Source organism: Actinoplanes sp. NPDC051513, assembly GCF_044454685.1.
Taxonomy (GTDB): domain Bacteria; phylum Actinomycetota; class Actinomycetes; order Mycobacteriales; family Micromonosporaceae; genus Actinoplanes.
In genome coordinates this window covers 156,395-182,278 of the sequence record NZ_JBITDW010000014.1, presented here as the reverse complement: position 1 = coordinate 182,278, position 25,884 = coordinate 156,395, and the positions used below count along the sequence as shown (strand labels likewise).

At 71.7% G+C, this 25,884-nt stretch carries 28 protein-coding genes and 1 pseudogene; 16 read left to right on the top strand and 13 right to left on the bottom strand.

Features of this window, described 5'->3' with window-relative positions; genetic code table 11:
- Positions 1-18 precede the first annotated feature (18 nt).
- Positions 19-738: a hypothetical protein gene (locus ACIA5D_RS34405; protein WP_396034572.1), complete on the bottom strand. Its 720-nt coding sequence runs from the start codon at positions 736-738 to the stop codon at positions 19-21.
- Between the two features lie 50 nt (positions 739-788).
- Positions 789-1,517, bottom strand: a complete 729-nt coding sequence (locus tag ACIA5D_RS34400; RefSeq protein ID WP_396034571.1) for a TSUP family transporter — start codon at positions 1,515-1,517, stop codon at positions 789-791.
- 118 nt (positions 1,518-1,635) lie between these two features.
- Between ACIA5D_RS34400 and ACIA5D_RS34395 the strand changes: the two genes are divergently transcribed.
- Positions 1,636-1,851: a hypothetical protein gene (locus tag ACIA5D_RS34395; protein WP_396034570.1), complete on the top strand. Its 216-nt coding sequence runs from the start codon at positions 1,636-1,638 to the stop codon at positions 1,849-1,851.
- 3 nt (positions 1,852-1,854) lie between these two features.
- Here the strand turns inward: ACIA5D_RS34395 and ACIA5D_RS34390 are convergent, their stop codons facing one another.
- Complete coding sequence (locus tag ACIA5D_RS34390) at positions 1,855-2,715, bottom strand: NAD(P)-dependent oxidoreductase (RefSeq protein ID WP_396034569.1); 861 nt, start codon at positions 2,713-2,715, stop codon at positions 1,855-1,857.
- A 200-nt stretch (positions 2,716-2,915) separates the two neighbouring features.
- Between ACIA5D_RS34390 and ACIA5D_RS34385 the strand changes: the two genes are divergently transcribed.
- The 3 genes from ACIA5D_RS34385 to ACIA5D_RS34375 are packed head-to-tail and all read left to right on the top strand — an operon-like array spanning position 2,916 to position 5,875.
- A complete protein-coding gene (locus ACIA5D_RS34385) occupies positions 2,916-3,920 on the top strand; it encodes a tripartite tricarboxylate transporter substrate-binding protein (protein ID WP_396034568.1) in 1,005 nt (334 codons plus the stop codon).
- Complete coding sequence (locus tag ACIA5D_RS34380; RefSeq protein WP_396034567.1) at positions 3,921-4,370, top strand: tripartite tricarboxylate transporter TctB family protein; 450 nt, start codon at positions 3,921-3,923, stop codon at positions 4,368-4,370.
- Complete coding sequence (locus ACIA5D_RS34375) at positions 4,358-5,875, top strand: tripartite tricarboxylate transporter permease (RefSeq protein ID WP_396034566.1); 1,518 nt, start codon at positions 4,358-4,360, stop codon at positions 5,873-5,875. Before ACIA5D_RS34380 ends, ACIA5D_RS34375 begins: the two co-directional genes overlap by 13 nt.
- A gap of 13 nt (positions 5,876-5,888) precedes the next feature.
- On the opposite strand, the gene ACIA5D_RS34370 is transcribed toward ACIA5D_RS34375, so the two are convergent.
- Positions 5,889-6,449 carry a dihydrofolate reductase family protein gene (locus ACIA5D_RS34370; protein ID WP_396034565.1) on the bottom strand — a complete coding sequence of 187 codons (561 nt, stop codon included), beginning with the start codon at positions 6,447-6,449 and terminating at the stop codon, positions 5,889-5,891.
- A 45-nt stretch (positions 6,450-6,494) separates the two neighbouring features.
- Here ACIA5D_RS34370 and ACIA5D_RS34365 point away from each other — a divergent pair, with 45 nt between their 5' ends.
- The 3 genes from ACIA5D_RS34365 to ACIA5D_RS34355 all read left to right on the top strand — a co-directional run bounded on the left by ACIA5D_RS34365 (position 6,495) and on the right by ACIA5D_RS34355 (position 8,489).
- Positions 6,495-7,340, top strand: a complete 846-nt coding sequence (locus ACIA5D_RS34365; RefSeq protein WP_396034564.1) for an AraC family transcriptional regulator — start codon at positions 6,495-6,497, stop codon at positions 7,338-7,340.
- Between the two features lie 88 nt (positions 7,341-7,428).
- Positions 7,429-7,758, top strand: a complete 330-nt coding sequence (locus ACIA5D_RS34360; protein WP_396034562.1) for a hypothetical protein — start codon at positions 7,429-7,431, stop codon at positions 7,756-7,758.
- A gap of 128 nt (positions 7,759-7,886) precedes the next feature.
- Positions 7,887-8,489, top strand: coding sequence for a hypothetical protein (locus tag ACIA5D_RS34355; protein WP_396034561.1), 603 nt, complete (start codon positions 7,887-7,889; stop codon positions 8,487-8,489).
- 86 nt (positions 8,490-8,575) lie between these two features.
- Here the strand turns inward: ACIA5D_RS34355 and ACIA5D_RS34350 are convergent, their stop codons facing one another.
- On the bottom strand, positions 8,576-9,226 hold the full coding sequence (locus ACIA5D_RS34350; protein ID WP_396034560.1) for a hypothetical protein: 651 nt from the start codon (positions 9,224-9,226) through the stop codon (positions 8,576-8,578).
- Between ACIA5D_RS34350 and ACIA5D_RS34345 the strand changes: the two genes are divergently transcribed.
- Entirely contained in the window at positions 9,210-9,830 is a 621-nt protein-coding gene (locus ACIA5D_RS34345) for a S8/S53 family peptidase (RefSeq protein ID WP_396034559.1), read from the top strand. The two genes, ACIA5D_RS34350 and ACIA5D_RS34345, sit on opposite strands and share 17 nt — an antisense overlap.
- A gap of 73 nt (positions 9,831-9,903) precedes the next feature.
- Here the strand turns inward: ACIA5D_RS34345 and ACIA5D_RS34340 are convergent, their stop codons facing one another.
- A complete protein-coding gene (locus ACIA5D_RS34340) occupies positions 9,904-10,740 on the bottom strand; it encodes an alpha/beta hydrolase (RefSeq protein WP_396034558.1) in 837 nt (278 codons plus the stop codon).
- Positions 10,741-10,945: 205 nt separating this feature from the next.
- On the opposite strand from ACIA5D_RS34340, the gene ACIA5D_RS34335 reads away from it, so the two are divergent.
- Positions 10,946-11,551: a YdeI family protein gene (locus ACIA5D_RS34335; protein ID WP_396034557.1), complete on the top strand. Its 606-nt coding sequence runs from the start codon at positions 10,946-10,948 to the stop codon at positions 11,549-11,551.
- Positions 11,552-11,578: 27 nt separating this feature from the next.
- On the opposite strand, the gene ACIA5D_RS34330 is transcribed toward ACIA5D_RS34335, so the two are convergent.
- Positions 11,579-12,625, bottom strand: a complete 1,047-nt coding sequence (locus tag ACIA5D_RS34330) for an alcohol dehydrogenase catalytic domain-containing protein (protein WP_396034556.1) — start codon at positions 12,623-12,625, stop codon at positions 11,579-11,581.
- A gap of 148 nt (positions 12,626-12,773) precedes the next feature.
- Between ACIA5D_RS34330 and ACIA5D_RS34325 the strand changes: the two genes are divergently transcribed.
- Positions 12,774-13,889, top strand: a complete 1,116-nt coding sequence (locus tag ACIA5D_RS34325) for a cellulose binding domain-containing protein (RefSeq protein WP_396034555.1) — start codon at positions 12,774-12,776, stop codon at positions 13,887-13,889.
- Between the two features lie 33 nt (positions 13,890-13,922).
- Here ACIA5D_RS34325 and ACIA5D_RS34320 read toward each other — a convergent pair whose 3' ends face one another.
- A complete protein-coding gene (locus ACIA5D_RS34320; RefSeq protein WP_396034554.1) occupies positions 13,923-14,915 on the bottom strand; it encodes a helix-turn-helix transcriptional regulator in 993 nt (330 codons plus the stop codon).
- A 53-nt stretch (positions 14,916-14,968) separates the two neighbouring features.
- Between ACIA5D_RS34320 and ACIA5D_RS34315 the strand changes: the two genes are divergently transcribed.
- Positions 14,969-15,652 carry an alpha/beta fold hydrolase gene (locus ACIA5D_RS34315; protein WP_396034553.1) on the top strand — a complete coding sequence of 228 codons (684 nt, stop codon included), beginning with the start codon at positions 14,969-14,971 and terminating at the stop codon, positions 15,650-15,652.
- A gap of 42 nt (positions 15,653-15,694) precedes the next feature.
- Here the strand turns inward: ACIA5D_RS34315 and ACIA5D_RS34310 are convergent.
- Positions 15,695-15,820 (bottom strand): annotated as a pseudogene (locus ACIA5D_RS34310) (winged helix-turn-helix domain-containing protein); the annotation flags it as partial.
- Between the two features lie 63 nt (positions 15,821-15,883).
- Here ACIA5D_RS34310 and ACIA5D_RS34305 point away from each other — a divergent pair.
- Both ACIA5D_RS34305 and ACIA5D_RS34300 read left to right on the top strand, forming a co-directional pair.
- Positions 15,884-18,322 carry a putative bifunctional diguanylate cyclase/phosphodiesterase gene (locus tag ACIA5D_RS34305; RefSeq protein ID WP_396034552.1) on the top strand — a complete coding sequence of 813 codons (2,439 nt, stop codon included), beginning with the start codon at positions 15,884-15,886 and terminating at the stop codon, positions 18,320-18,322.
- On the top strand, positions 18,282-19,310 hold the full coding sequence (locus tag ACIA5D_RS34300; RefSeq protein WP_396034551.1) for a uroporphyrinogen decarboxylase family protein: 1,029 nt from the start codon (positions 18,282-18,284) through the stop codon (positions 19,308-19,310). Before ACIA5D_RS34305 ends, ACIA5D_RS34300 begins: the two co-directional genes overlap by 41 nt.
- On the opposite strand, the gene ACIA5D_RS34295 is transcribed toward ACIA5D_RS34300, so the two are convergent.
- The gene (locus ACIA5D_RS34295; RefSeq protein WP_396034550.1) at positions 19,311-19,895 is read right to left on the bottom strand and encodes a TetR/AcrR family transcriptional regulator; all 585 of its coding nucleotides are present in this window, start codon (positions 19,893-19,895) and stop codon (positions 19,311-19,313) included.
- A gap of 82 nt (positions 19,896-19,977) precedes the next feature.
- Here ACIA5D_RS34295 and ACIA5D_RS34290 point away from each other — a divergent pair, with 82 nt between their 5' ends.
- Together ACIA5D_RS34290 and ACIA5D_RS34285 are read left to right on the top strand one after the other, a co-directional pair.
- Entirely contained in the window at positions 19,978-20,919 is a 942-nt protein-coding gene (locus tag ACIA5D_RS34290; RefSeq protein ID WP_396034549.1) for an LLM class F420-dependent oxidoreductase, read from the top strand.
- Between the two features lie 27 nt (positions 20,920-20,946).
- A complete protein-coding gene (locus ACIA5D_RS34285) occupies positions 20,947-21,558 on the top strand; it encodes a nucleotidyltransferase domain-containing protein (RefSeq protein WP_396034548.1) in 612 nt (203 codons plus the stop codon).
- A gap of 9 nt (positions 21,559-21,567) precedes the next feature.
- Here ACIA5D_RS34285 and corA read toward each other — a convergent pair whose 3' ends face one another.
- From corA to ACIA5D_RS34270, 3 genes are all read right to left on the bottom strand, one after another.
- Positions 21,568-22,644, bottom strand: a complete 1,077-nt coding sequence (corA, locus tag ACIA5D_RS34280; RefSeq protein ID WP_396034547.1) for a magnesium/cobalt transporter CorA — start codon at positions 22,642-22,644, stop codon at positions 21,568-21,570.
- A 13-nt stretch (positions 22,645-22,657) separates the two neighbouring features.
- Entirely contained in the window at positions 22,658-23,308 is a 651-nt protein-coding gene (locus ACIA5D_RS34275; protein ID WP_396034546.1) for a SprT-like domain-containing protein, read from the bottom strand.
- A gap of 141 nt (positions 23,309-23,449) precedes the next feature.
- Positions 23,450-24,784, bottom strand: coding sequence for a lysine N(6)-hydroxylase/L-ornithine N(5)-oxygenase family protein (locus ACIA5D_RS34270; protein WP_396034545.1), 1,335 nt, complete (start codon positions 24,782-24,784; stop codon positions 23,450-23,452).
- A gap of 105 nt (positions 24,785-24,889) precedes the next feature.
- Between ACIA5D_RS34270 and ACIA5D_RS34265 the strand changes: the two genes are divergently transcribed.
- Positions 24,890-25,834 (top strand): methionyl-tRNA formyltransferase, encoded by a 945-nt coding sequence (locus ACIA5D_RS34265; protein WP_396034544.1) that lies wholly within the window; start codon positions 24,890-24,892, stop codon positions 25,832-25,834.
- The last annotated feature ends 50 nt before the right edge of the window (positions 25,835-25,884 follow it).

Below are 25,884 nucleotides of genomic sequence, written 5' to 3'. Positions count from 1 at the left end.
GCCGGGGCCGCAGCAGGGTCAGCCGTCCAGCAGGGCGAGGTGCTCCTCCCGTACCAGATTGAATTGAAGCGCAAGCGACACGATCGCATTGCGTTGCCAATCGGCCTTGGTGCTCTCGGCGCCGGTCGGCGACTTCACCCGCAGCTTCTCGCGGGCGAGATAGTCGATGTGGAAGTTGACCGCGGCGCGGGTCAGCCCCAGCCCCGCCAGCCGCTCCAGGATCTCGGGCGCGGTGGGGATGACCGGGCTGGAGGCGTTGCGCAGCCGCGGCTCGCAGAGCGTGAGCAGGATCAGGAAGTACTTCGCCGTCTCGTCGAGGGGGAACGACGTGCGCGTGGCGTCGGCCGAGCCGTCCGGCGTGGCGGCGATGTCCGCGTACGTGTGCTGGGGTGCGAAAACGAAGAAGGCGGCCGACCGGTCGGTGCCCGGCACCACCACCCGCGAGAACTCGAACGGCACCGGCATCTCCAACCGGCGCGGCGCGACCTTGATGAACTCGCCACCACCCTCGGGGTTCTCGATGACGTAGGTGCTGCGCGCGCTCAGGTTGCTCACCAGCCAGTGGTCCTCCACCGCGAGGATCCGCCCGGCCACCCGCGAGATCGCCACGTCCGGCAGGGCGATGTCCACCGGCCGCCCCGCCGACCCGCGGCCGAACGTGGCCGCCTGCCCGGGCGCCAGCTCGCGCACCGTCGGCGGATCGTCACAGCTCTGCACGATGACGCCGGCCACCCGCACGGTCCCGCCTCCCTACGCGTCGTCACCGGCAGACTACGCGGCGGCGCGCTCTAGGCAAGGGCGCGAGCGATGAGCGAGATCGCGCCGACCGCGGCCATCGCCAGCGCGAGGGCGCGCACCGTCCCGGGCCCGATCCGGCGGGCGAACGGCCACGCCACCCCCGCGCCCACGAGCAGGGCGAGGACTGCGCCGAGGAACTGCGCCGGCCGGCCCGCCGGCGGCCCCAACACCGCCAGCGTCACGGCGTTCAACGGCAGCGCGTACGCCTGCACCGTGGCGGTCGAGACCCGGGGCGCCCAAGCGCGGTGCGCCACGAACAGCGCCACCGGGGGCCCGCTGACCCCCGCGAGGACATTGAGCACGCCGCCGGCCGCGCCCGCGGCGATCGCCCCGGCCGGCCGGTCGACCCAGTGCGCCCGCCGGCCGGAGACGATCAGTCCCACCCCGGCCAGCACGGCGACGCCGGCGAAGGCCAGCACCCAGTCCTCGCGCAGGCGGCCGGTCACCAGCGCCGCCGGCCAGACCAGCAGGGCGGCCGGGACGAACAGGCGCGCCGCGTCGCCCCACCGGGTGTGCCGGAGCGTCCCCGCCAGGATCATGGCGTTGAGCAGCAACCCCAGCGTCACGGTCAGGCGTACGCCGTCGGACTGTCCCAGCGCGAGGATGAGCAGCGGCCCGGCCACCAGCGCGAAGCCGATCCCGCTGAGCGCCTGCAACGCGGCGGCCACCGCCACGACCGCCACCACGGCGACCGTGAGCCACCCCGGCCCATGAATCATCCCTGCATCATCGCCGCCATCCCCTCGGCCCCGCGCGGCCGGACGTACCTGCTACCTGGTAGCGGGGTTGGAGGCTGGCAGCGACGACAACGGCCGGCGAAGGCGCGAGGGTAAGGGCATGAGGACAACGTTCGACACCGCACGCGCCGAGGCCCTGTTCGCCTCCCGGCTCCCGTCGTCCGAGCAGCCCTCCGCCGACGAGGTCCGCAACGCGGTGACCAGCACGCTCCTGGCGCTGGGCATCCGCGGCTGCGCGGCCGCCGAGTTCGACGTCCACCCCGAGGCCGCGGTCCTCCGGATGAGCTGGGCTACGACGACCATCGGCCGGATGTGACGCTCATCGCCCCACCGCGGCACGGGCGGCGCTGATGTCCTCCCGCCCGTGCCCGGCGTCCACCGCCGCCTTCCACTGCCCCGACAGCGCGTGCAGCAGCGGAAGGTGATTCCCGCCGGCCGCGGTGAGCGCCAGATTCACGTCCTTCAAGGCCCACTGCAGCGGGAACTCCGGCGTGACGTCGTCCATCTCCATCTTGTGCAGCTTGGCGTCGGTGATCGGCGCGTCCAGCGGCCCGCCCTCGATCGCCTCGGCGAGACGGGCGGGATCGATGCCCAGATGACCGGCGAGCTCGAGCGCCTCGGCCACGCCTTCGATCAAAATCGACATGTACGCGTTGACGGCCAGCTTCATCGCGGTGCCCTGTCCGGCCGCTCCCAGCCACACCGTCCTGCGCCCGACCGCGGCGAACGCCTCGCGCACCACGGGTTCCGCCACGGCCGGCCCGGAGGCCAGGACCAGTAGCTGCCCCGCCTCGGCCGGCCCCTTGCTCCCCGACACCGGCGCGTCCACGTACGACACGTCGGGCCGCGCCTGAGTCAGCCGCGCGACCAGCCCGCCGGTGGCGGCGAGACCGATCGTGCCCATCTGCGCCCACACCGCATCCGCCGGCAGAGCCTCGACCACGCCGTCGTCGAACATCACCGACTGCGTGATCTCGGCGGTCGGCAGCATGGTGATGACGACGCGAGCATCGGCGACCGCCTCCGGCGCCGACCCGGCCACCGTGGCGCCGGCCGTCGCCAGCGGCGCGGTGGCCTCCGGCGACCGGTTCCACACCGTGGTGGGCACTCCGGCGGCCAGCAGATTGCGGGCCATCGCCGATCCCATGATCCCCGTGCCCAGTACCGCGACCCTGTCCATGCGCTCTCTCCTTCTTCCACGGCCAAGCTGCCCCATCCCAGCGTCGCGCGACGGGGCGGGCCGCGACATCACCGCTGGCCGCACCATCGGCATTCCCGCTACCGGGTAGCGGTTCGGCGACAGACGGTCCGCCGATCTGGTGATCTACCTCACAGGGTCAATACGATCATCGATGGATCCCGATGGGAGAGGAGCCTCCGATGACGTGCAGAAGGCCATGGACGGCCGCCGCGCTCGTCGCTGCCATGCTCGTCGCCGGCTGTTCCGGCAACGGGGGCAGCGGGAACGGCGCCGCCGCGGACTATCCGGAGCAGAACATCACCTTCGTCGTGCCGTTCAGCGCCGGCGGACCGACCGACACCGTCACCCGGATGATCGCCGAGCCGATGGCGAAGGCGCTCGGCGGCAAGATCGTCGTGCAGAACGTCGAGGGCGCGGGCGGCACGGTCGCCGCCGGCCAGGTCGCGCGGGCCGAGCCCGACGGCTACACCGTGCTCATGCACCACATCGGCATGTCGACGGCGCCGGCTCTGTACAAGGACCTCGGCTACAAGCCGCTCGAAGACTTCCAGACCATCGGCCTGGTCACCGAGGTGCCGATGACCGTCGTGGCCCGCAAGGACTTCCCGCCCGCCACGCTGGCCGACCTCGTGACGTACGTGAAGGCCAACGCCGGCAAGGTCACGCTCGCCAACGCGGGCCGCGGCGCGGCGTCGCACCTGTGCGGGCTGCTGTTCCAGTCGGCGGCCGGGGTCAAGCTCCAGGAGGTGCCGTACCAGGGCACCGGGCCCGCCCTGACCGACCTGGTCGGCGGCCAGGTCGACTTCATGTGCGACCAGACGACCAACACCACCGGCCAGATCTCGGCGGGCAAGGTGAAGGCGTACGCGGTCACCACCCCTTCACGCGTGAAGAGCCTGCCCGATCTGCCGACCACCACCGAGGCCGGGATGCCGCAGCTTCAGGTCAGCGTCTGGCACGGCCTGTACGTCCCGGCCGGCACCTCGCCCGAGATCGTGCAGAAGCTGTCGGAGGCGCTCAAGGCGGCCCTCGCGGACCAGGCGGTCATCGACCAGATGGCCAAGCTCGGCACCGCGCCGGTCGCGGCCGCCGACGCCACTCCGGAGGCGCACAAGGCGCACCTCGAGGAGCAGCTCACAACCTGGTCGAAGGTCATCGCCGACGCCGGCGTCCAGGCCTCCTAGATGCAGCGCGGACGGTCCCTGGCGGACGTGCTCGCCGGGGTGATCTTCGTCCTGATCGGCGGCGCGTTCGTGGTGGGGTCCCTCGGCTACGACCGGGGGACCCCGCTGCGGATGGGCCCCGGCGCCTTCCCGCTGCTGGCCGGCGCGATCGTGGCCGGTCTGGGCCTGGCGATCGTCGTCAAGGGCCTCGTCGCCGGCGAGGCGATCCCGCTCGGGGCGGTGCCCTGGCGGGCGATCGCCCTCATCACCGTCGCGGTCGTGTTCTTCGGCTTCTTCGTGCGGCGGCTCGGGTTCGTGCCGACGTCGCTGGTGACCGCGCTGCTCACCGCGCTGGCCAGCAAACGGGTGCGGTTTCTCACCGCGCTGGCGGTGGCGGCCGGGCTGACCGTGGCGGCCACGCTCATCTTCATCGTCGGGCTGCAGCTGCGGATCCCGCTGTGGGGCTGGTGATGGACCTCCTCGACCACCTGGTGCTGGGCTTCTCGACCGCCTTCCTGCTCCAGAACGTCCTCTACTGCTTCGTGGGCGTGCTGCTCGGGACGGCGGTCGGCGTGCTGCCCGGCATCGGGCCGACCGCGACGGTGGCGATGCTGCTGCCGATCACCTTCAACTTCGAGCCGGTGACCGCCCTGATCATGCTGGCCGGCATCTACTACGGCGCCCAGTACGGCGGCTCGACCACCGCGATCCTGATCAACCTGCCCGGCGAGTCCTCGGCGGCGGTCACCGCGCTCGACGGCCACGAGATGGCCCGCCAGGGCCGCGCCGGCCCGGCGTTGGCCGCCGCCGCGATCGGCTCGTTCATCGCGGGTACCGTCGCCACCGTCGTCCTGGCCGTCGCCGCGCCGCCGCTGGCCGACATCGCGCTGAAGTTCGGCCCGGCCGACTACTTCGCGCTCGTGCTGTTCGGCCTGATCGTGTCGATCGCGCTGGCCCGGGGCTCGGCGCTGAAGGCCCTGGCCATGATCGCGCTCGGCATCCTGCTCGGCACGGTCGGGCAGGACATCTACACCGGCACGCCGCGGTTCGTGCTCGGCCAGCGCGAGCTCTACGGCGGCATCGACTTCGTGTCCGTCGCCGTCGGCATGTTCGGCATCGCCGAGATCCTGCGCAACCTGGAGAACGAGCACGACCGCCCGGCGCTGCTCAGCAAGGTGACGAACCTCTGGCCGACCCGCGAGGACCGGCGCCGGATCGTCGGCCCCATCGCGCGCGGCACCGGAGTCGGCGCCGCGCTCGGCGTCCTGCCCGGCGGCGGCCACGTGCTGGCCTCGTTCACCTCCTACGCGGTGGAGAAACGAATTTCGAGGAGGCGGCAGGAGTTCGGGCACGGCGCGATCGAGGGCGTCGCCGGGCCGGAGTCGGCCAACAACGCCGCCGCGCAGACGTCGTTCATCCCGCTGCTCACCCTCGGCCTGCCCGCCCACCCGGTGATGGCGCTGATGGTCGGTGCGTTCATCGTGCACGGCATCACCCCCGGCCCGAACGTCATCAACGACGAGCCGGCGCTGTTCTGGGGCCTGATCGCGTCGATGTGGATCGGCAACGTGCTGCTCGTGCTGCTGAACCTGCCGCTGATCGGCATCTGGGTGCGCATGCTGCGCATCCCGTACCAGGTGCTGTTCCCGATGATCGTCCTGTTCGCCGTGATCGGCACCTACTCCCTCGGCAACAACCCGTTCGACGTGTACGCGATCGCCTTCTTCGGGCTCCTGGGCTACGTGCTGATCAAGTGCGGCTGCGAGCCGGCGCCGCTGCTGCTCGGCTTCGTCCTCGGCCCCCTGCTCGAGGAGAACCTGCGGCGCGCGCTGATCATCTCGCACGGCGACCCGACGGTGTTCCTCACCCGCCCGATCTCGGCGGCCTTCCTGATCCTGACGATGGCGGCGCTCGCCGTCGCCGCCTTCCCGGCGATCCGCCGCCGCCGCGAGGTCGTGTTCACCGAGGACGAGTAACGGATCTCGGCCGTCAACGAGACACCAGGTAACGCAGGTGGACGCAGCCGCCGTCGAACCTGCGCTCGTCCACCGTTCGCAGATCGAGCCGCAGCTCGTCCGGCAGAAAACGGGTGCCGCCGCCGACGATGACGGGGGAGATGAACAGCCGGACCTCGTCCACCAGCCCGGCCCGGAACGCGTGGGCGGCCAGTTCCGCGCCGCCGATGCTGAAGTCACGTTCCGCCGAGTCCTTGAGCGCCCGCACGGCATCGGCGTCGAACGTCCGCTCCACGCGGGTCCGGGCGCTCCGGGCCGAAGTCAGCGTCGTGGAATACACGATCTTGTCCGCGGCCCGCCACAGCTCGGCGTAGTCGGCCATGACAGCCGGCTCGGCGGGTCCCGCGGGTGCCGTCTCCCAGAAGACCATCGTGTCGTAGAGCCGGCGTCCGTACAGATAAGTCCCGATGTCCCGTTCCTGGTCGTTGACGAAGGCGTGCACCTCGGCGTCCGGCGCGGCCCACGTGAAATCACCCTTCGCGTCGGCGATGTATCCGTCGAGCGAGGTCATCGCCGTACAGATCAGCTTGGCCATCTGGCCCTCCCTTTCGCGTCGCTCAGACTGTAGGGTTCCGGACCCATGACCGTCCCTGCGGATTCGGCCGACAATCACGCTCGAACGGCCACCACCGGCCTGGTGGACCTGCGAGGCGACACCCACTGGTCCGCGGGCAGCCTGACGTACGACGGCGACCGGACGGTCACCGGCCGGCACTTCCACGACGTACACGAGATCGAGTACGCCTGCCGTGGGCTGGTCGAGGTCAGGACCGAGGCCGGTCACTACCTGCTACCGCCCCACCAGGCGGCCTGGATCCCGGCCGGGCTGCGTCATCAGACGACGTTGAACGCCGGCGCGCGAACACTCGCCGTGCTCTTCGAACCGGGACTTGTCGCAGAACCAGGCGATCGCGTACGGGTGCTCGCGATCTCGCCGCTGCTGCGCGAGATGCTGCTCCACTCGGAGCGATGGCCGATCGATCGCGCCGAGTCCGGGCCGGCGGCCGACTCGTTCTTCCGGACCCTCGGCCACCTGATCGCGGAAGCGCTCGAAGACGAGAGGCCGCTGAACCTGCCGGTCTCGACCGACCCCATCGTCGCCGAGGCCGCCGACTACACCCGAGCGCACCTCGACGGCGTCACGGCCGGCGACGTGGCGCGCGCCGTCCGGGTCTCCGACCGGACCCTGCGCCGCGCGTTCCGCACCCACCTGGGCATGTCCTGGCGAACGTACCTCTTTCGCGCGCGGGTCTTCCGCGCGATGGCCATCCTGGCCGAGGAAGACCGCTCCATCCTAGAGGTCTCCCGGGCGGTGGGCTTCGACGACGCCGGCGCGTTCTCCCGTTCGTTCGCCCGGCACTGCGGCGAGACGCCCTCCGCGTACCGCCGACGGATCAGCAGGAGTTCTGCCACTTCGACGCGGTAATCCAACCTTGTTCCCACCAAGACGGGACGGTAGATGATCTCCAGTTTTGTTACCGTCCGATGAACGTCGATGAAACGGGGGTTCCACGATGTCCACATTTGTCAAGAACGCACTGGCCGGTTCCGCCCTCGCCGCCGTGGTGGCGCTCGCCCCGGCCGTGCCCGCCTCCGCCGCGCCGACCGTCCCCTGCTTCAAGGGGTACGTCTGCGTGCAGGAGCCCAAGGGCGTCATCACCGCGGTGCCGGAGGGACAGGCCTACGCCTTCCCCAACGGCACGGAAATGATCGGCATCACCAACCAGACCGCGATCTCGTACTGCGTCGGCGGCAACCCGAACTTCCAGCTGAGCGCCGGCGAAGAGGTCGTCCGCTCGCAGCCGATCACCGGGTTCGCGCCGGGCCGAATCTGCCTGCACTGACCGCGGCGGCGGTCACCCGCTCATGGGTGGCCGCTGCCCTCGACGTCGGGACGCGGGTGAGGTGACGGGCGTTCGGTGGCTACTCTCACGGGCGGTTCGGCTGAGGGGGCTTCGTGGAGGTACCGGGGGTGCGGGCTCCGTGGTGGCCGGTGGCCGCCTCGGTGGTCGCGGTGGCGCTGCTGTTGTGGGGCGTCAGCGTGCCCGGCGGCTACTACGGCGTGGTGGTCGCCGCGCTGCTGGCCTGGTCCGGGGTTGGGCTGGCCTGGCTGGTGACCGGCGTGTCGTACCTCGGGGCGGTGCCCGAGCGGCGGTTCCGGCAGTGGTGGCCGCTGCTCGTGGTGCCGGTGGTGTTCGCGGCCGGTGTCGCGGGGGCGTCCGGTGACCTGGTCGGGCGGGCGCTGTTCCCGCTGCACCGGGCGGAACTCGAGCGCTGGGCCGCGGACGAGGCCGCCGCGCCGGATTCGACGCCTGCGCCGCCGTGGGGTGTGGGGATCTACGCGTTCGAGTCGGTCGGCTGGCAACAGGGCTGCATGATCTACGCGATCAAAGGCACCGGCATGGCGCCGTACGCCGGATTCGCCTGGTGCCCTGATGTGGTGCCGATGGGTGAGCGTTGGTCGGACGGCCAGGTCTTCGAGCGGTTCGACGGTGACTGGTACGTGGTCAGTGTCCGCGCCGATCACCCGTGGGGTCTGCACCTGAGCCGGCTGCACCGCCGGACGGAAGCCTGACCGGCAGGCCACGCAGGACCGGGCCAGCACGTCAGGAGCACTGCACTCGCATTGCCGCGAAGCGTGGTCTGCTACCTCTAGTAGCTCTACTGCTCCTCGTCTTCGATGTATCCGGTCGTGGGGTCGACGATGGCCAGGAAGTCGCGGATATTTTCCGTGTGCCGGTCGAGTGACGGGTCCGGGGTCGGACTCACGCCGAATCCGTAGCCGGGGTTCGGCCCGCTCAGCCACGTGTAGTCGGTGCCGCCGAAGTCGTTGGGGCGGAGGGCGAACATCTCTCCGTCGACTTCAAGCGTGAGTGACGTGACGTCGGCCGCGCCTTCGGTTTCGGGGCGCAGGCCGGGCACGGCTTCCCGGTCGCCGTCGCCGTTGTCTGGGTAGATTGCCTTCACGTAGCCATCTTCGTGGCGGACTTCGTGGTTTCCCAAGCCAAATCCGGCGGGATCCTGGGCGCGGCCACGGTGGCCCTGCCCGGGCGTTCCGCCGCCGGCAGACGGCACGCGAGACCGGGATGGGCCTTCCCGGAACACCGCACCACGGCACAACTGGCCGCCGACCGGGAGCACGCCACCCGGCAGGTGCGCGCCCTGTCCGGCCGGCCGGAGCGTGCCCGGCAGCTCCTCGACCGGATCCAGGCCCGGCAGGAGCGCGGGGCGTCCGGCACCGGCCTGCCGTTCGACCGCCACCGCTCGCCGGTTTCCGGCGCCGGCCTGCGAGATCGTGGCGTACCGGTTCACCCGCGGCGACGGGCTCGGCACCGACTCCGACGTGGCCGAGGCGCTCCGCGCGGCGGCGGCCGACGCCACCGGGCCCACGATCATCAACGCCTCGCTGGGCACTCCCGCGGCCGACGGCACGCCACCGCCCGCGATGCGGGCCGCGGTGGAGGACATCGTCGCCAACCATCCGCACGTGCTGATCGTGGCCGCCGCCGGCAACCTGGGCACCACCGAGCCGGTGTTCCCGGCCGCCTTCGCCGGCGCGGTGGCCGTGGGCGCGCTCACCGACGACCTGCGGCCGGCCCCGTTCTCGAGCCACGGTTCCTGGCTCACCTGCTCGGCCGTGGGCGTGGGCGTGGTGGCGCCGTTCGTGCCCGGTGCCGTCCCACCGGAACCCGACCCGGACTTCCCGGACCAGACCTTCGGCCCGGACGCGTGGGCGATGTGGACCGGCACCTCGTTCGCCGCGCCGCAGGTCAGCGGCGCCGTCGCCCGGCTGTGTTACGAGAACCCCGGCCTCTCACCTCGCGCGGCGCTCGACCGGCTGCTCGCCGGCGAGCCCCGGCTCGACGGCTACGGCAGCGTCCTCCGGCTGCTCCCGGACACGCCCACGACCGCCTGACCGGAAGGAAATCCCAGTCCCGGACGCTGCGGGCGCCGGCGGACCGCGGTCGGCTTCTGGCGGTGTGCCCGGGTCAGGCGGCGCCGGCGGCCAGCTCGGCGATCGCGTCGATGAGCTGGGCGCCGTTGAGCAGGGACGCGTCGTTGTGGTCGGCGCCTTGGACGGCTACGACCCGCACGGGTCCCGCGGCCTTGCCGGCCACGGCCAGACTTAGCTGCGGCGGCACGATCGAGTCGGCCGTGCCGTACACGATGAGCGTGGGTGCCGCGACCCGCGCGACCGCCTCGGTCACCGGGAAGCGGTCGCGTGCCAGCAGGCGCACCGGCAGGAACGGATAATGCTGGCGGCCCGCCGCCGGCAGATCGGTGAACGGCGACCGCAGGATCAGGCCGGCGGGCGGGTATTTCGCCGCCAGCGCGGCCACCACCGCCGCGCCGAGGCTCTCGCCGTAGTACAGCAGCCGTTCGGCCGGTATGCCGGCCTGCTCGACGAGGAACGTCCGCGCCGCCTCGATGTCGCGGGCGAGTCCGTCCTCGCTCGGGCTGCCGGGGTTGCCGCCGTAGCCGCGGTAGTCGACAAGCAGCACGGTGAAGCCCCGACCGGCCAGGGCGGCGGCAAGCGGGGCACGGGCCAGCCTGTTGCCGGCGTTGCCCGGCGCGAGCAGCACCGCCAAGTGTGGGCCGGGGGTCTCCAGCGGCGGTTCGATCAACCAGGCGGTCAGGCTTAGCCCGTCGGTGGTGCGCAGGGTGACGTCGCGCGCCCCGGGAAGCACCCGGGCCGCCGCCGGCGGCGACGACCGGTCCGGAAAGTAGATGAGCCGCCGCTGCAGCAGCCAGGCCGCCGCAGCGACCAGCACCCACAGCACGAGTACGGCGAGCGCTACCCGCACGAGAGTCACCACCCTGGGCATCGTTCCATTGTCAGACCGCTCCGGCTCCCGCGCGCTCGGCGTTCCCCGGTGATGTGGCCGTGCGCGCGATCATGACCGGCGTCTGAATTTGCAGAGGCTGAAGCCGCTGACGGAGGATCGGCGGCCGGCGCGTCGGCAGCCCGGCGGGTCCGGCCGGCCAACAGGCAGAGGCTACGGGCCACGTCGCGTCGGTTAGCCTGCCGTCATGGGGAGCGCCGAGCTGGATGAGTTGATCGTCGCGGACGCCGAGGCGCTGCGCGCGTGGTTGTCGGCCAACCACTCCACGTCGCCCGGCGTCTGGCTGGCCCTGACCAAAAAGGGCGGCATAGTCACCACGCTGACCTGGCAGCAGGCGGTCGACGAGGCCCTGTGCTTCGGCTGGATCGACGGGCAGGCCCGGAAACGTGATCAGGAGACCTCGTGGATCCGGTTCACCCCTCGTAGATCCCGCAGCGCCTGGTCACAACGCAACGTCGCCCACGTGGCCCGGCTCGAGGCGCAGGGGCGAATGCTGCCCGCAGGCCGCGCCGCGGTTGACGCCGCGAAAGCGGACGGGCGGTGGGCGACGGCCTACGCCCCGCCGTCGGAAGCCGAGGTGCCGGCCGACCTCCTCGCCGCCATCGCCGCCGTCCCGGCCGCCCAAGCCATGTTCGACGTACTCACCAAGGCCAACCGCTTCGCTCTCATCTACCGCGTCAATGCCGTCAAACGGGCGCAGACCCGCGAGCGAAAGATCGGCGAGTTCGTCGCCATGCTGTCCCGCCACGAGACGATCTACCCGCAGAAGGCCAAGCCTCCGAACTCGCCGTAATCGCTACCTTCACCATCATGTGAACTGTCAGGCCTGCGTGATGATGACCTTCAGGGCGGAGTTCGCGGCGGCGTTGCCGAAGACGCCGTACGCCTCGTCCATCTGATCGAACGTGAACGAGTGCGTGCCCATCTTCTCGGCCGGGATCCGCCCGCTGGCCACCATCTTGAGCAGCGTCGGGATCGAGACCGTGTCGACCAGGCCCATGGTCAGCCGCACGTTCTTGATCCACATGTCCTGCATCGGGAGCTCGACCGGGACGCCGTGCACGCCGATGTTGGCGATGGTGCCGCCCGGCCGCACCAGCGACGCGGCGGTCAGCAGCGTCTCGGGGAAGCCGACTGCCTCGATCGCGACGTCGACGCCGAGCCCGTCGGTGAGCGCGAGGACGTCGCCGGCCGTGCCCTGGCCGGCCTCGAACACGTCGGTCGCGCCGAACTCGAGGGCCTTCTCCAGGCGGAACTTGTTCGCGTCGATCGCGATGACCCGGGAGGCGCCCCACAGGCCGGTGGTGAGGATGGCGGCCAGCCCGACCGCGCCCGCGCCGACCACGGCCACCGTGTCGCCGGGGCGCACCTCGCCGGCCAGCACGCCGACCTCGTAGCCGGTGGGCAGCGAGTCGGCCAGGAAGATCGCCTGTTCGTTGGTGACGTTGCCGGGCACCGCGTAGAGCGACGTGTCGGCGTACGGCACCCGGACCAGCTCGGCCTGGGTCCCGTCGATGAGGTGGCCGAAGATCCAGCCGATCCCGCCCACGGTCTGGCAGTGCGACGGCATGCCGCGCTGGCAGTACTCGCACCGGCCGCACTTGGTGATCGCCGGCACCAGCACCCGGTCGCCGGTGGCGAATCCCTTGACCGCGTCGCCGGCCGCCGTGACGGTGCCGACCGCCTCGTGGCCGAGGATGCGGCCGTCGGTGACGGCGGCCACGTCGCCGTGCAGGATGTGCAGGTCGGTGCCGCAGATTGTGGTGGTGTCCACCCGCACGACCACGTCGGTCGGCTCCTGGACCGTGGCTTCGGGAACGTCCTCCCAGGCCTTGCGGCCGGGGCCGTGATAGACGAGAGCCTTCATGAGGGCCTCCCTGATTGGCGTCGACCGACGCTATCGGCGGGACGCGGCGGCGGCCGTCGCAATATGGGACGGCTTGACTCGTACGGGAAAGGCGTCGATGCTTTGGGAGCGCTCCCATCGACTGGCTTCGATCCGAGGGGATTCTCTGGTGAAACGCCGCGGCGCCCTCCTGCTCTCCGTCCTGCTCGCGGTCGCCGCCTCGGTCGCCGTGGCGCCGTCCGCCCTCGCCGCCACCCCCGTACGGATCATGGCGCTCGGCGACTCGATCACCGCCGGGCCCGGTTGCTGGCGGGCCAAGCTCTGGCACCGCCTGCAGACCTCCGGCTACACGGGCATCGACTTCGTCGGCACTCAGTCCGACGGCGGGGGCTGCAACCCGGGCTACTCGTACGACTTCGACCACGAGGGACACGGTGGCTACTCGGCCACCGGCATCGCCGCCAACGACCAGTTGCCGCCGTGGCTGGCCGCCGCCCGGCCGGACGTCGTCCTCATGCATCTGGGCACCAACGACATGTGGGGCGGCTACATCCCGCTGCCGGACAAGCTGGCCGCCTTCACCAAGCTGGTCGGCCAGATGCGCGCCCAGAACCCCGACGTGAAGATCGTCGTCGCGCAGATCATCCCGATGAGCGCGGCCGCCTGCGCCACCTGCCCGGCCGACGTGGCTGCGCTCGACAACGCGATCCCGGCCTGGGCGTCCGGGCTCAGCACGACCCGATCGCCGATCTCCGTCGCCGACCTGTGGACCGGGTACGACGCGGTGGCCGACAACGTCGACGGCGTCCACCCGAACGACACCGGCTTCCAGAAGATGTCCGACGCCTGGTATCCCGTCGTGGCGCGGGTGCTCGGCGGCGCGACCCCGCCGACCACAGCGCCGACGACCCCGCCGACCACAGCACCGACGACGCCGCCCACGACCGCACCCACGACCCCGCCCACGACCGCGCCGCCGGCCGGCGCCTGCACGGCGGCCTACCGGGTGGTCTCGCAGTGGAGCGGCGGCTTCCAGGGCGAGGTCACCGTCAAGAACGGCGCGGCGACGGCCTCCTCCGGCTGGACCGCGACGTTCACGTTCGGCAACGGCCAGACCGTCAGCCAGGCGTGGAACGCGACGGTCATCCAGTCCGGCGCGGTGGTGACGGCCCGCAACGTCGACTGGAACGGCCGTCTCGCCGCCGGGGGCGCCGCCACCTTCGGATTCCTCGCCTCGTCGGCCGCCACCAACACGGCCCCGGCGGTGACCTGCGCCCTCACCTGAGGCGGGTGCCACGCGGCCGCGTGCGTCGGAACGTCAGGCGGGTGACACGGTGGCGTCTGCGTCCGGACAGGCGGGTGACACCGCGGCCGTGAGGCGGGCGGCGACGGCGGCGACGGCGTCCCGCAGCTCCGGTCCCTGCTCGACGGTGAAGCCGAACGGGATCGCGGCCAGCCACTCCTGGGCGTACATCTGCGTGTTTGTCGTGCTGCCGATGAGCAGGCACCGATCGCCGGCGGCCTGCAGACGGCCCATCGGCGGCCGGATCCACGGCGCCACCCGCTCGTAGGGCTCGTGGAACACCACACGGGTCGGGTACCGCCAGCCCGCGCCCAGGTTCTCCTCGAGCGCCGCGACCGGGTCGAGCCCGTCGGGCGGCATGAAGCGCTGCGGCAGTTGCCGCACGCCACGGATGCGATCGATCCGGTACGTGCGGATCGCGCCGGCCCGGTGCGAGTGGCACAGCAGATACCAGCGGCCGAAGCGCACCACCACCGCCCAGGGATCGACCTCGGCCAGCCACTCGTCGCCGCTCTCGTTCGCGTAGGTGACGGCCACCCGGCGACGGCCGGCGACGGCCGCGACCAGGTCGCTCGTCGTGGCGGGGTCGGCGCGCGCGGCCCGGCGGTCAGGGGCGGCCGACGCGTACGCCCGCAGCGCCGCCGCCTGCCGTCCGACGCCCTCCGGCAGCGCCCGGATGACCTTGCCGAGCGCCGCGCCGACCGGGTCGCCGGCGTCGATCGCGGACGGCTGCCCGTCGAGCACCGCCATGACCAGGCCGAGCGCCTGTTCCTCGGTGAAGACGACCGGCGGCAGGCGGGCGCCGCGGCCGAGGCGATAGCCGCCGTACGGCCCGCGGACCGACTCGACCGGGATGCCGGCCTCGCGGAGGATCCCGACGTAGCGGCGCGCGGCCCGCTCGGTCACGCCGAGCGCGGCGGCCAGCTGGTCGGCGGTCGTGCCGGGGCGGGCCTGCAGGATCTCGAGCGTGCGCAGGGCCCGGGCGGTGGGACTCGGAACGTTCTCCACCTCTCGCACCGTACCGGAAGCAGAACGTCCGGAATGGGTCCTAGGTTGGTGGCATGACTGACGAACAGATCGTGCTTCTCGGTGGCCTGTGGCTCGATGCGTCGGCGTGGGACGGCGTCGTCGCCGCGCTGGGGGAGCGGGGCCGCCGCGCCGTGGCGGTGACCCTGCCCGGTCAGGGCGACGGGAACACCTCGGCGACGCTCGGCGACCAGGTCGGCGCGGCGGTGGCGGCCGTCGACGCCGGGCCCGGCGCCTCGGTGGTCGTGGGCCACTCCGTCGCCTGCGCCCTGGCCTGGCTGGCCGCCGACGCGCGGCCCGAGCGGGTGAGCAAGGTCGTGATGATCGGCGGGTTCCCGTCGGCCGACGGCGACGCCTATGCGAGCTTCTTCCCGGTCGAGAACGGCGTGATGCCGTTTCCCGGCTGGGAGCCGTTCGAGGGCGCGGACGCGGCCGACCTCGACGAGCAGGCGCGCAAGAGCTTCTCGGAGGCCGCCGTTCCCGTTCCCGAGGGCGTGGCCAAGGGGATCGTCCGGCTGACCGACGAGCGTCGCTACGACGTGCCCGTCGTGATGGTGTGCCCCGAGTACACGCCGGCCCAGCTCCGGGAATGGCTCGACGCGGGCGAGCTGCCCGAGCTCGCCAAGGTCAAGCACGTCGACCTGGTCGACATCGACTCCGGGCACTGGCCGATGCTGACCAGGCCGGCCGAGCTGGCCCACATCCTGGCCGGCGCCTGATCCGCAGCCGGCGCCCGGTCCGCGGCCGGCGCCTGGTCCGAATCAGGCGCCGGGGTCGAGCCGGTAGCCCACGCCCCGCACGGTCTGGATGGTGTCCCTACCGAACGGTCGGTCGACTTTGTCCCGCAGATAGCGGACGTAGACATCGACCACGTTGGACCCGCCGTCGTACGGCGAATGTGGAACGTTCGGGTGAGATCAGGTACATATCAAGGCCGATAGTGTCGGGCCGTGACGCGGACGATGCATCGGTGGCCGGCCGCCCGGCGCTTCGTGCGGGCCACCGCCGCCGTTGCCGTTCTCGGCACCGCCTGGTGCGTGGCCTACCTGACCATCGGCGCCGGCACCGAGGCATTCGCGTACGTCTTCGTCCCGGTCGGTGGCGCGTTGGCGGCCGCGTCCGTCCACCGGATGTCCCGCCGTGACCTCGGTCTCGATCCGGTCGCCCGGCGGTTCTGGCGGGCCGTCCTGCTCGCCGTCGGCGTGATCACGATCGGGTACGCCTGGCTGGCCGCGGACATGCTCGCCCACGCCGCCCAGGCCCGTACCCGCAGCATGCCGACGCCGGCGGCGGCCTGCGTGGCCATCGGTTTCGTGATCGCCATCTGGGCCCTGGCCCGGGTGCCGGTCGTCGCGAACGCCGGTGTCGAGCGGTGGCGCGTGGCGCTGGATCGGACGATCGCGTTCCTCGGGTGCTCGGCCGTGTTGTGGTACGTCGGGCTGGCGCCGATGCTGTCGGCCCGCGAGCCGTGGAGCCGCCAGGCGATGCTGCTGGTCGCGCTCTGTTTCCTGATCGCGGCCGGCGCCGCGACGAAGGTCTCGTACATCGTGGGCGGCCCGGTCGACCGCGACGCGGTGCGGCTGATCGCGTCCGCCGGCGGTGTCCCGGCCGGGGTCGTGGCCGTGCTCGCGGTGCAGTTCGGGTACGTCGCGAGCATCCCGGCCCAGGCGATCGTCATGCCGCTGGCCCCGCTGCTGGTGACGCTGGGCGTCGCGGCCCAGGGTCGCGCCGATCGTGGGCTGCGGCGCGACTCGGCCCGGATGGGCGTGTGGCTGCCCTACCTGGCCATCGTGGCGGTCGACGTGCCGCTGATCGCGGTCGCGCTCGGCGCGCCCCTGCGCTGGCCGGTCCGGGTCGCCCTGATCGCCACGGTCGCGGTGACCGCGCTGGTCACGGTCCGGCAGTACATCGCGTACCGGGAGAACGCCCGGCTGCTGCGGAACACGCGGGTCCAGGAGGAGCGGCTGCAGTACGAGGTCAGCCACGACGGCCTCACCGGGCTGGCCAACCGGGCGCTGTTCCGCGACCGGCTCAGGGATGCTCTGGAGACGACCGGCACGGCGTCGGTGCTGCTCGTCGACCTCGACGACTTCAAGACCGTCAACGACCTGCTCGGCCACGGGGCCGGCGACCGCCTGCTGATCTCGGTCGCGCGGCTGCTGCGGGCCGAGGCCGGCGACGGCGGCCTGCCGGTGCGGGTCGGCGGTGACGAGTTCGCGGTGCTGCTCACCGGCGCCGGCGCCGACCCGGACGAGCTGGCCCAGCGGCTGCTGGCCGCGTTCACCCGCCCGATCAGCGAGCACCGCCTGCTGGTGCAGGTCAGCATCGGTATCGCCGTCGCCGCGCCCGGCGCCACCGTCGACTCGGTGCTGCTGAACGCCGACGTCGCGATGTACACCGCCAAGCAGCAGGGCAACGCGGGCTTCGTGCGCTACGCCGACGGCATGCGCGAGCCCGTCCTGGCGCACATGCAGCTCGGTGGCGAGTTGCGGCGGGGCCTCGAGAACGACGAGTTCCGCGTGGTCTACCAGCCGATCATGCGGCTGGACGGCAACGGCCCGATCGGCGTGGAGGCGTTGATCCGGTGGCATCACCCGGCCCGCGGCGTGGTCGGCCCGGCCGAGTTCATCCCGGCCGCGGAACGCACCGGCCTGATCGTGCCGCTGGGCCGGTTCGTGCTGCGCGAGACCTGCCGCCAGGCGGCGGCGTGGCTGGCCGAGTTCGGGCCGGACGCGCTGAAGGAGGCCGGCCTGAACGTGTCCGCGCGGCAACTGCACGACCCCGACTTCGTCTCCGACGTCACCAGCGCCCTCGCCGACAGCGGGCTGCCCTGCGAGCGCCTGGTGCTCGAGGTGACCGAGTCGGCGGTGCAGCGCGGCCAGCAGGTCTCCCTCGCCCTGCACGAACTGGACCGCACGGGCATCCGCCTCGCCCTCGACGACTTCGGCACCGGCGAGTCGTCGCTGAGCCTGCTGCGCGCCTTCCCCGCCGCGATCATCAAGCTCGACAAATCGTTCGTGGACGGCATCGAGATCGACGACGGCCGCCCGGCCGCCGCCGACGCCCGGCAGGCGGTGGCCCGCGCGGTGATCCAGCTCGCTCGTGCGCTCGGCCTCGACACCGTCGCCGAGGGGGTCGAGAGCGCCGAGCAGGTGGCCGTGCTCCGCGAGCTCGGCTACACCGTCGGCCAGGGCTTCCACCTGGCCGAGCCGATGACCGCCGACGGGGTGTCGCGCCTGCTGGCACGTCAGCGGTCCGCGTCCCCGCGGGCCCCCGAAGAAAGCCGGCAGCGGGCTCTCCTGAGCAAGACCAGGAATACTGGGGCTCTTGCGATCGAAGGGCCACATCATGCCAGCGCTTCCGCTGTTCCCGACCACCCTCGTGGGTAGCTTCCCGCAGCCGGAGTGGCTGATCGACCGGGCCCGGCTCGCCGGCCGGTTCCCGCCGCGCGTGCGGGCGACCGAGCTGTGGCGGCCCGCGCCCGAGCACCTTGCCCGCGCGCAGGACGACGCGACGCTGCTCGCGATCCGCGCCCAGGAGGACGCGGGGCTGGACATCCTGACCGACGGCGAGATCAGGCGGGAGAGCTACTCGAATCACTTCGCGACGGCCCTGACCGGGCTCGACCTCGACAACCCCGGAACGGTGGTCAACCGCAGCGGACAGCCGAACCCCGTGCCCCGCGTGGTCGGCGAGGTGAGCCGGCCGGGCCCGATCCAGGCGGCCGACGTCCGGTTCCTGCGCGAGCACACCGACCGCACGATCAAGGTCACGGTGCCCGGCCCGTTCACGATGTCGCAGCAGACGCAGGACGACTACTACGGCGACCCGCAGTCCCTCGCGTACGCCTATGCCGACGCCGTCAATGCCGAGGTGCGTGACCTCTTCGCGGCCGGCGCGGACATCGTCCAGCTGGACGAGCCGTATCTTCAGGCCCGGCCCGAGGCCGCCCGCGCGTACGGGGTGAAGGCCCTCAATCGCGCGCTCGACGGGGTGACCGGCACGACGGCGGTGCACCTGTGCTTCGGGTACGCCGCGATCGTCCACGAGCGGCCGTCGGGCTACTCCTTCCTGCCGGAGCTGGCCGACTGCGCCTGCGACCAGATCTCGATCGAGACCGCCCAGTCGCATCTCGACACGTCGGTGCTCAAGCACCTGGCCGGGAAGACCATCATGGTGGGCGTCATCGACCTTTCCGACCCGGCGGTCGAGACGGTCGGCACGGTCGTCGAACGGGTGCGGCGCGCCCTGCCCTACGTGGCGCCGGAGAACGTGGTGATCGCCACGGACTGCGGCATGAAATACCTGCCGTGGGAATCGGCGACCGGCAAGATGCGCGCCATGGCCGGCGCCGCCGAGATTCTGCGCCGCGGGTGACTATCGCTGCGCGATCAGGACCCGCGCGGCCGCGGTGGCGCGGGCGGCGACGTCGTCGACCGTCCGCGAGCTGTGGGTGAAGAAGCCGTCGGTGAACAGCGAGGCGTAGCCGTGGGCGACCGCGACGGTTGCCTCGACGAGGCGGATCGCCTCCTCGTGCGACGTGCAGGCGGTCGCCAAGGCGAGGTCGGTCAGCGTGCTGATCAGGGCGCGGGTCTGTTCCCGGCGGGAGTCGTCGGGCATCTCGTACAGCTCGGCGGCGAAGATCACCGGAAAGCCGGCGCGGGTGCGCACGACGTACCGCACGTAGGCGCCGGCCACGGCGGCGAGCCTTGCCTGGGGGTCGGCGCCGGCCGCGTCGGCGGCGGTGACGATCTCGGCGTTCAGCTCGTGGGCGGCCACGGCGGACACCGCGCTGAGCAGGTGGCCACGGTCGGGGAAGTGGCGGTACGGCGCGGCCGGGCTGACCTGGGCGCGGCGGGCGACCGCGGCCACCGAGAAGCGCTCGAGGCCACACTCGGCGAGCAGGTCGAAGCTGAGCCGGATCAGCTCGGCGCGCAGGTCGCCGTGGTGATAGGCCGACACGCCGCCCTCCCGATGCGCTTGCCCGGATGTAAGAGGTCTCATACATTAACATGTGATAGCCCTCTTACATCCGGGAGACAGCGTGACCATCCGGCTCGGGTACCAGATTCCGAACTTCACCTACCCCGGCGTCCCCGTCGAGGACCTGTTCGACACCGTGGCCGCGCAGGCGCGCGAGGCGGAGTCGGCCGGGTTCGACACCGTGCTGGTGATGGACCACTTCTACCAGTTGCCGGGCATCGGCACGCCCGACCAGGCGATGCTCGAGTCGTACACGACGCTCGGCGCGCTCGCCTCGGCCACCTCGACGATCCAGCTGTCGACGCTGGTCACCGGCAACACGTACCGCAATCCCGCGCTGCTGGCCAAGACGGTGACCACGCTCGACGTGGTCTCCAAGGGCCGGGCCGTCCTCGGCATCGGGGCCGGCTGGTTCGAGCGGGAACACCACGACTACGGCTTCGAGTTCGGCAGCTTCGGGCAGCGGTTCGAGCGCCTCGAAGAGGCGCTCACGATCATCGCGCCGATGCTGCGTGGCGACCAGGCGTCGTTCGAGGGCAAGTGGTACACGGCCCGCGGCGCCATGAACAACCCGCGGCTGCGGCCGGCCATCCCGATCATGCTGGGCGGCAGCGGCGAGCGGAAGACCTTCCGGCTGGCGGCCCGCTTCGCCGACCACATGAACATCATCTGCGACGTCACCGACCTGCCGCGCAAGGTCGCCGTGCTGCGCGAGCGGTGCGAGGAGATCGGCCGCGACCCGGCCACCCTGCGCACGAGCTTCCTGGTGATGGGCATGGTGGGCGAGACCGGGCAGGAGGCCAAGGAGCTCGGCGAGACCATCCCCGCCGACCGGCGCGACCGGGCCTTCGTCGGCACGGCCGACCAGGTCGCCGAGCAACTGCACGAGAAGATCCTCGGCGCCGGCATCGACGGCCTCACCATCAACCTGGTCCGCAACGGCCACCGGCCGGGCATGGTCGCCCGGGTCGGCGCGGCCCTCAAGCCGTTGGTCGCGGCCTGACGGGCGTGGCCCGGTAGGGTCGCCGTCGTGAGTCATCCCGACGTCGACGCGTGGGACGCCTGGCATCCGCGCCGGATCGCCGGGCGTCTCCACGACCTGCCGGTTCCCTGGTACGTCGCGGCGGGCTGGTCGGTCGACCTGTTCCGTGGAGAGCAGACCCGCGACCACGAGGACCTGGAGATCGCCGTGCCGGCCGCGCATTTCGCGCTGCTGCCGCCGCTGTTTCCCGAGCTCGACTTCTGGGTGCCGGCGGGCGAGGGCGTCCTCGTGCCGCTCACGGCCGAGGCGCTGGCCGGCGAATCGCACCAGACCTGGGCCTGGGACCGGGCGGCCGGCCGGTGGCGCTTCGACGTCTTCCGCGAACCGCACGACGGGGACGTCTGGGTCTGCCGCCGCGACGAGCGGCGGATCCGCCGGCCGTACGCGGAAATCATCCGGCGTACGGACGACGGAGTGCCGTACCTGGCGATCGAGGCCACGCTGCTGTTCAAGGCGAAGCACCGGCGGGACAAGGACGAGGCCGACTTCACCGGCGCCCTGCCGTTGATGTCGCGTGCGGAACGCGGGTGGCTGGACGCGACGCTCGGCCTGGTCCACCCGGACCATCCGTGGCGCGCCCGGCTCCGGAGCGGAATCTGACCGGCGGCGTCACAGCCAACCGGCGCGGCGCAGCAGCCAGTAGAGGACGGCGGCGCTGATCAGCATGAGCAGCATCACGCTCGGATAGCCGTATCGCCAGGTCAACTCGGGCATGTGCGCGAAGTTCATGCCGTAGATGCCCCCGATCGCGGTCAGCACCGCGGCGATGGCCGCCCAGGAGGCGATCTTGCGCAGGTCGTCGTTCTGCTCCACGGTCAGCTGGGTGAGGCGGGCCTGGAGGAGGGCGTTGAGCACATCGTCGAAGGCCATGACCTGCTCCACGGCGGCGGCGTGGTGATCGGCGACGTCGCTGAAATAGCGGCGGATCTCCTTGGGCAGGTCGGTGAACTGCTTGTCGGTCAGGGCGGCCAGCGGGCGCTGGAGCGGGAGCACGGCCGCCTTGAACTTGATCAGCTGGCGTTTGAGCTGGTAGATCTGCTCGACGGTGACCGATGTCCCGGACGCGAACACGGCCGCCTCGGTCAGGTCGACGTCGGTCTGCATCGCGCCCACGATCTCGACGTAGGAGTCGACGAGGCGGTCCAGGATCGCGTGCACCACCGACCACGGGCCCTGAGCCAGCATGGCCGGGTCGGAGATCAGGTCGGCGCGCAGCGAGCCGAGCTCCATGACGGTGCCCTGCCGCACGGTGACGACGAAGTGCGGGCCGACGAAGAGGCGGACGAAACCGGTGCTGACGATCTCGCTGGTCGCGGTGAACATTTCGTGGTCGACGTACTGGGCGGCCCGGACGACGAGGAACAGCACGTCCTCGTATCGCTCGATCTTCACCCGTTGCTCGCGGTGCAGGATGTCCTCGACCGCCAGCGGGTGCAGGCCGAACACCTCGGCGACCCGGGTGAGCGAGGCCTCGGTGGGCTCGTGCAGGCCGAGCCACACGAAGGCGCCCTCCCGCTCCCGCGCCTTCGAGTACAGCAGCGCCAGATCGGCGGCCGGGCCGGGGCTCTCGACGGCGACGCCGTCGACGAACAGGTCGCAGCCCACGATCGCGGTGTGGTCGGCCCGCCGCCGGCCTGCCGCCCCGGGCGGCTGCCAGTCGCGTCGGACGTCCACGTCTCTCGTCACCCCCGGGGGGAGCCTACTGGGGCCGGAGGGGCTGCGCCGCGGTGAAGGCCACGCTCAGCAGGCCGGCTCCAGTCTGGACGTGGTAGCGGGTGCGTCCACGTTTGACGACCGTGCCGGCCAGGCCCGCATATCGGCCCGTACCGGTCAGCCGGACCCGTTCACCGACCTGGAGCGGAATCGGCGCGGCCGGCGTCGTGGATCGGCCGGCACGGATGCGTGCCAGCTCGGCCTCGTAGCGGGGGTCCATCGACGCCGGCTCGCCGCGATGTGACCACGTGTAGATCGCGGAGGCGTCGAAGCCGCGGGCGCAGTCGCGGCACGACTTGACGCGGATCGGCCGGCGGTGTGCCGTCGCGCGGTGACCGGCCGGGCAGACACCCACCCACGGCCCGTCGACGCTGGGCGCGTCCGCCGGCATGCAGCGCGAACCCGAGCAGCCGATACGCCGTGCGGTGGCCCGCCAGACCCGGTCGTGGCCGTGCCGCGGCCCGGTCAGAGCATGGGCGATCTCGTGCAGCACCGTCTCGGTGACCTGCTCGGCCTCGTAGAGGGAGATCAGCGGGCGGGACAGTCCGATCTGCTTGCGGTCGTAGCGGCACACCCCGGCCCGGGTCTTGGCGTCGTCGAACACCAGGCGCCACCCGGCCAGCCCATGCCGAGCCATCAGGGATGAGGCGAGCTGCCTCGCTTCCGTCAGATCCAACCGCTGCTCCCCGCCCGCTCGCACACGCCGGACCATGGTGCCAGACGACGGCGAGGCCCGGCTCACGCCGGGCCTCGCCGTGCATCAGTCCCGTTGCCGGAATCAGCCGATGGTGGCGGCGACCGCGAGCGGCCGGTCCGCGCTGAGCCGGGCGGCGATCGACTCGATGATCTCGCCGGAGCGCACCGCGGCGTTGGAGAGCAGCGACGCGGTGATGCCGTGCGTGTGCTCGGTGCCGCCCTGCAGGTAGACGCCGGCAGCGACCGACGGGCCGGCGACGATCCGGTAGTCGCGCTCGACCACGGCCCGGCCGAACTCGTCCCGCCGGTAGTGCCGGGCGACGTCGCCGAGCAGCGGGAACGGGTCGACCGGCTGGTATCCGGTTGCGCAGATCAGCACGTCGGTCTCGAGCGTGGACAACTCGCCGGTGGTGAGCGTCTCGATCGTCACCTCGACCCGGCCGTCCTGCGCCTCCTTGGCGCCGGCCAGCCGGGACACGTTGAGCAGCCGCAGCCGCCGCGCCCCGTTGACCTTCTCCCGGTACGTGCGGCGGTACAGCTCCTCGATCAGGTCGTTGTCGACCACCGCGTAGTTCGTGTTGCTGTGATAGTTCATCAGCATGGTCTTGATCTCGGGCGGCGCGCCGAAGTAGTCGTCGACCGCGGCGGGGTCGAAGATGCGGTTGGCGAACGAACTGTCATCGGCCGGGGAGTAGCCGTACCGGGAGAACACCCCGCACACCTCGGCCCGCGGGAACCGCTCGTGCAGGAACGCGGTGACCTCGGCGGCGCTCTGCCCGGCGCCGACGACCACGAACCGGGACGGGTCGGCGCCGTCCAGCCGGCCGATGTTGGTGAGCAGATCGCGGCTGTGCCAGATCCGCTCGGACGAGTCGACCCCGGACGGGATCTGCGGACGCAGCCCGGTGGCGACGACCAGGTTGCGCGCCCGGTACGAGCTGACCCCGCCGGCGTGCCGGACCAGCACGTCGAACGCCTCGACCACCCCGTCGCGGACCACCGGGACGACCTCGTCGACCTCATGGCCGTACTGAACCATGTCGTCCACCTTGGCCGCCGCCCACTCCAGGTAGTCGTGGAACTCCACGCGGAGGGGGAAGAAGCTCTTGTGGTTGATGAAGTCGATCAGCCGGTCGCGCTCCTTGAGGTAGCACACGAAGCTGTATTCGCTGGTCGGGTTGCGGAGCGTGACCAGGTCCTTGAGGAACGACACCTGCATGGTGGCGTCCTCCAGCAGCATTCCGCGGTGCCAGCCGAACGAGCCCTGACGTTCCAGGAAAACCGCGGTGACGGGATCCTGACCGGCGCGTCCGTTGTGCTCCTCCACGGCTATCGCCAACGCCAGATTGGACGGACCGAAACCGACTCCCACCAGGTCGTAGACCGGAATTGCGCCCTGCGGATCGGTCGGTGACATCGGCAAGTCCCCTTCGTGAAGGCCGAGCGAAGCACCCTCTTCGGTGGCCCGGAGCTAGGTTAGACTAACCTAACTTTTGCGGGCTGGGACGGGTCAGGAGGAACCGTGCGGGTAACAATGTTCGGGTACCAGACGTGGGGGCATCGCACCCTGCAGGCGCTGCTGGACTCGGAGCACGAGGTCACGCTGGTGGTCACCCACCCGAAGAGCGACCACGCGTACGAGCGGATCTGGAGCGACTCGGTCGCCGATCTCGCAGCCGGGCACGGCGTCCCGGTGGAGGTGCGCGACCGGCCCGAGGACGACCTGCTCGGCCCGCTCAAGGAGGCCGACCCCGACGTCATCGTGGCGACCAACTGGCGTACGTGGATCCCGCCCCAGATCTTCTCGCTGCCCCGCCTCGGCACGCTGAACGTGCACGACTCGCTGCTGCCCAAGTACGCCGGCTTCTCGCCGCTGATCTGGGCGCTGATCAACGGCGAGAAACAGGTGGGGGTCACCGCGCACATGATGGACGGCACGCTGGACGCCGGCGACATCGTGCTGCGGCGCTCGGTCCCGGTCGGCGACCGGGACACCACCACCGATCTCTTCCACAAGACCCTCGAGCTGTTCGGCCCGATCACCGTCGACGGGCTCGCGCTGATCGCCTCCGGCCGCACCGACTGGACCCCGCAGGACCGCTCGCGGGCGAGCTTCTTCCACAAGCGGTCCGAAGAGGACAACCGGATCGACTGGACGTGGACGGCCGAGGAGCTGGACCGGCTGGTCCGCGCGCAGTCCGACCCGTACCCGAACGCGTACGCCTTCCACAACGGACAGCGGCTGCGGATCGCCGCCGCGCACGTCTCCGACGGCATCTACGGCGGCACGCCCGGCCGCATCTTCTACCGCGAGGGCGACGCCGTGGTCATCGTGGCCGGCGCCGAGGCCCGCCGGGGCAAAAGCCACGGCCTCGCGATCGACCGGATCCGCCTCGACGACGACACCGAACTGCCCGCCGGCGAGTACTTCCGCTCGATGGGCGGATACCTGACCTCGCACCCCTAGGTCTCCCGTTTTTGAAGAGGGCCGCGCCGACCAGGGCGGGGCCCGGATGC

Bases quoted from the DNA above. Each gene is read 5' to 3' on its own strand.
- ACIA5D_RS34400 (WP_396034571.1), bottom strand. From the start codon at position 1,517: ATGATTCATGGGCCGGGGTGGCTCACGGTCGCCGTGGTGGCGGTCGTG.
- ACIA5D_RS34395 (WP_396034570.1), top strand. From the start codon at position 1,636: ATGAGGACAACGTTCGACACCGCACGCGCCGAGGCCCTGTTCGCCTCC.
- ACIA5D_RS34390 (WP_396034569.1), bottom strand. From the start codon at position 2,715: ATGGACAGGGTCGCGGTACTGGGCACGGGGATCATGGGATCGGCGATG.
- ACIA5D_RS34385 (WP_396034568.1), top strand. From the start codon at position 2,916: ATGACGTGCAGAAGGCCATGGACGGCCGCCGCGCTCGTCGCTGCCATG.
- ACIA5D_RS34380 (WP_396034567.1), top strand. From the start codon at position 3,921: ATGCAGCGCGGACGGTCCCTGGCGGACGTGCTCGCCGGGGTGATCTTC.
- ACIA5D_RS34370 (WP_396034565.1), bottom strand. From the start codon at position 6,449: ATGGCCAAGCTGATCTGTACGGCGATGACCTCGCTCGACGGATACATC.
- ACIA5D_RS34365 (WP_396034564.1), top strand. From the start codon at position 6,495: ATGACCGTCCCTGCGGATTCGGCCGACAATCACGCTCGAACGGCCACC.
- ACIA5D_RS34360 (WP_396034562.1), top strand. From the start codon at position 7,429: ATGTCCACATTTGTCAAGAACGCACTGGCCGGTTCCGCCCTCGCCGCC.
- ACIA5D_RS34340 (WP_396034558.1), bottom strand. From the start codon at position 10,740: ATGCCCAGGGTGGTGACTCTCGTGCGGGTAGCGCTCGCCGTACTCGTG.
- ACIA5D_RS34335 (WP_396034557.1), top strand. From the start codon at position 10,946: ATGGGGAGCGCCGAGCTGGATGAGTTGATCGTCGCGGACGCCGAGGCG.
- ACIA5D_RS34330 (WP_396034556.1), bottom strand. From the start codon at position 12,625: ATGAAGGCTCTCGTCTATCACGGCCCCGGCCGCAAGGCCTGGGAGGAC.
- ACIA5D_RS34315 (WP_396034553.1), top strand. From the start codon at position 14,969: ATGACTGACGAACAGATCGTGCTTCTCGGTGGCCTGTGGCTCGATGCG.
- ACIA5D_RS34300 (WP_396034551.1), top strand. From the start codon at position 18,282: ATGCCAGCGCTTCCGCTGTTCCCGACCACCCTCGTGGGTAGCTTCCCG.
- ACIA5D_RS34275 (WP_396034546.1), bottom strand. From the start codon at position 23,308: ATGGCTCGGCATGGGCTGGCCGGGTGGCGCCTGGTGTTCGACGACGCC.
- ACIA5D_RS34270 (WP_396034545.1), bottom strand. From the start codon at position 24,784: ATGTCACCGACCGATCCGCAGGGCGCAATTCCGGTCTACGACCTGGTG.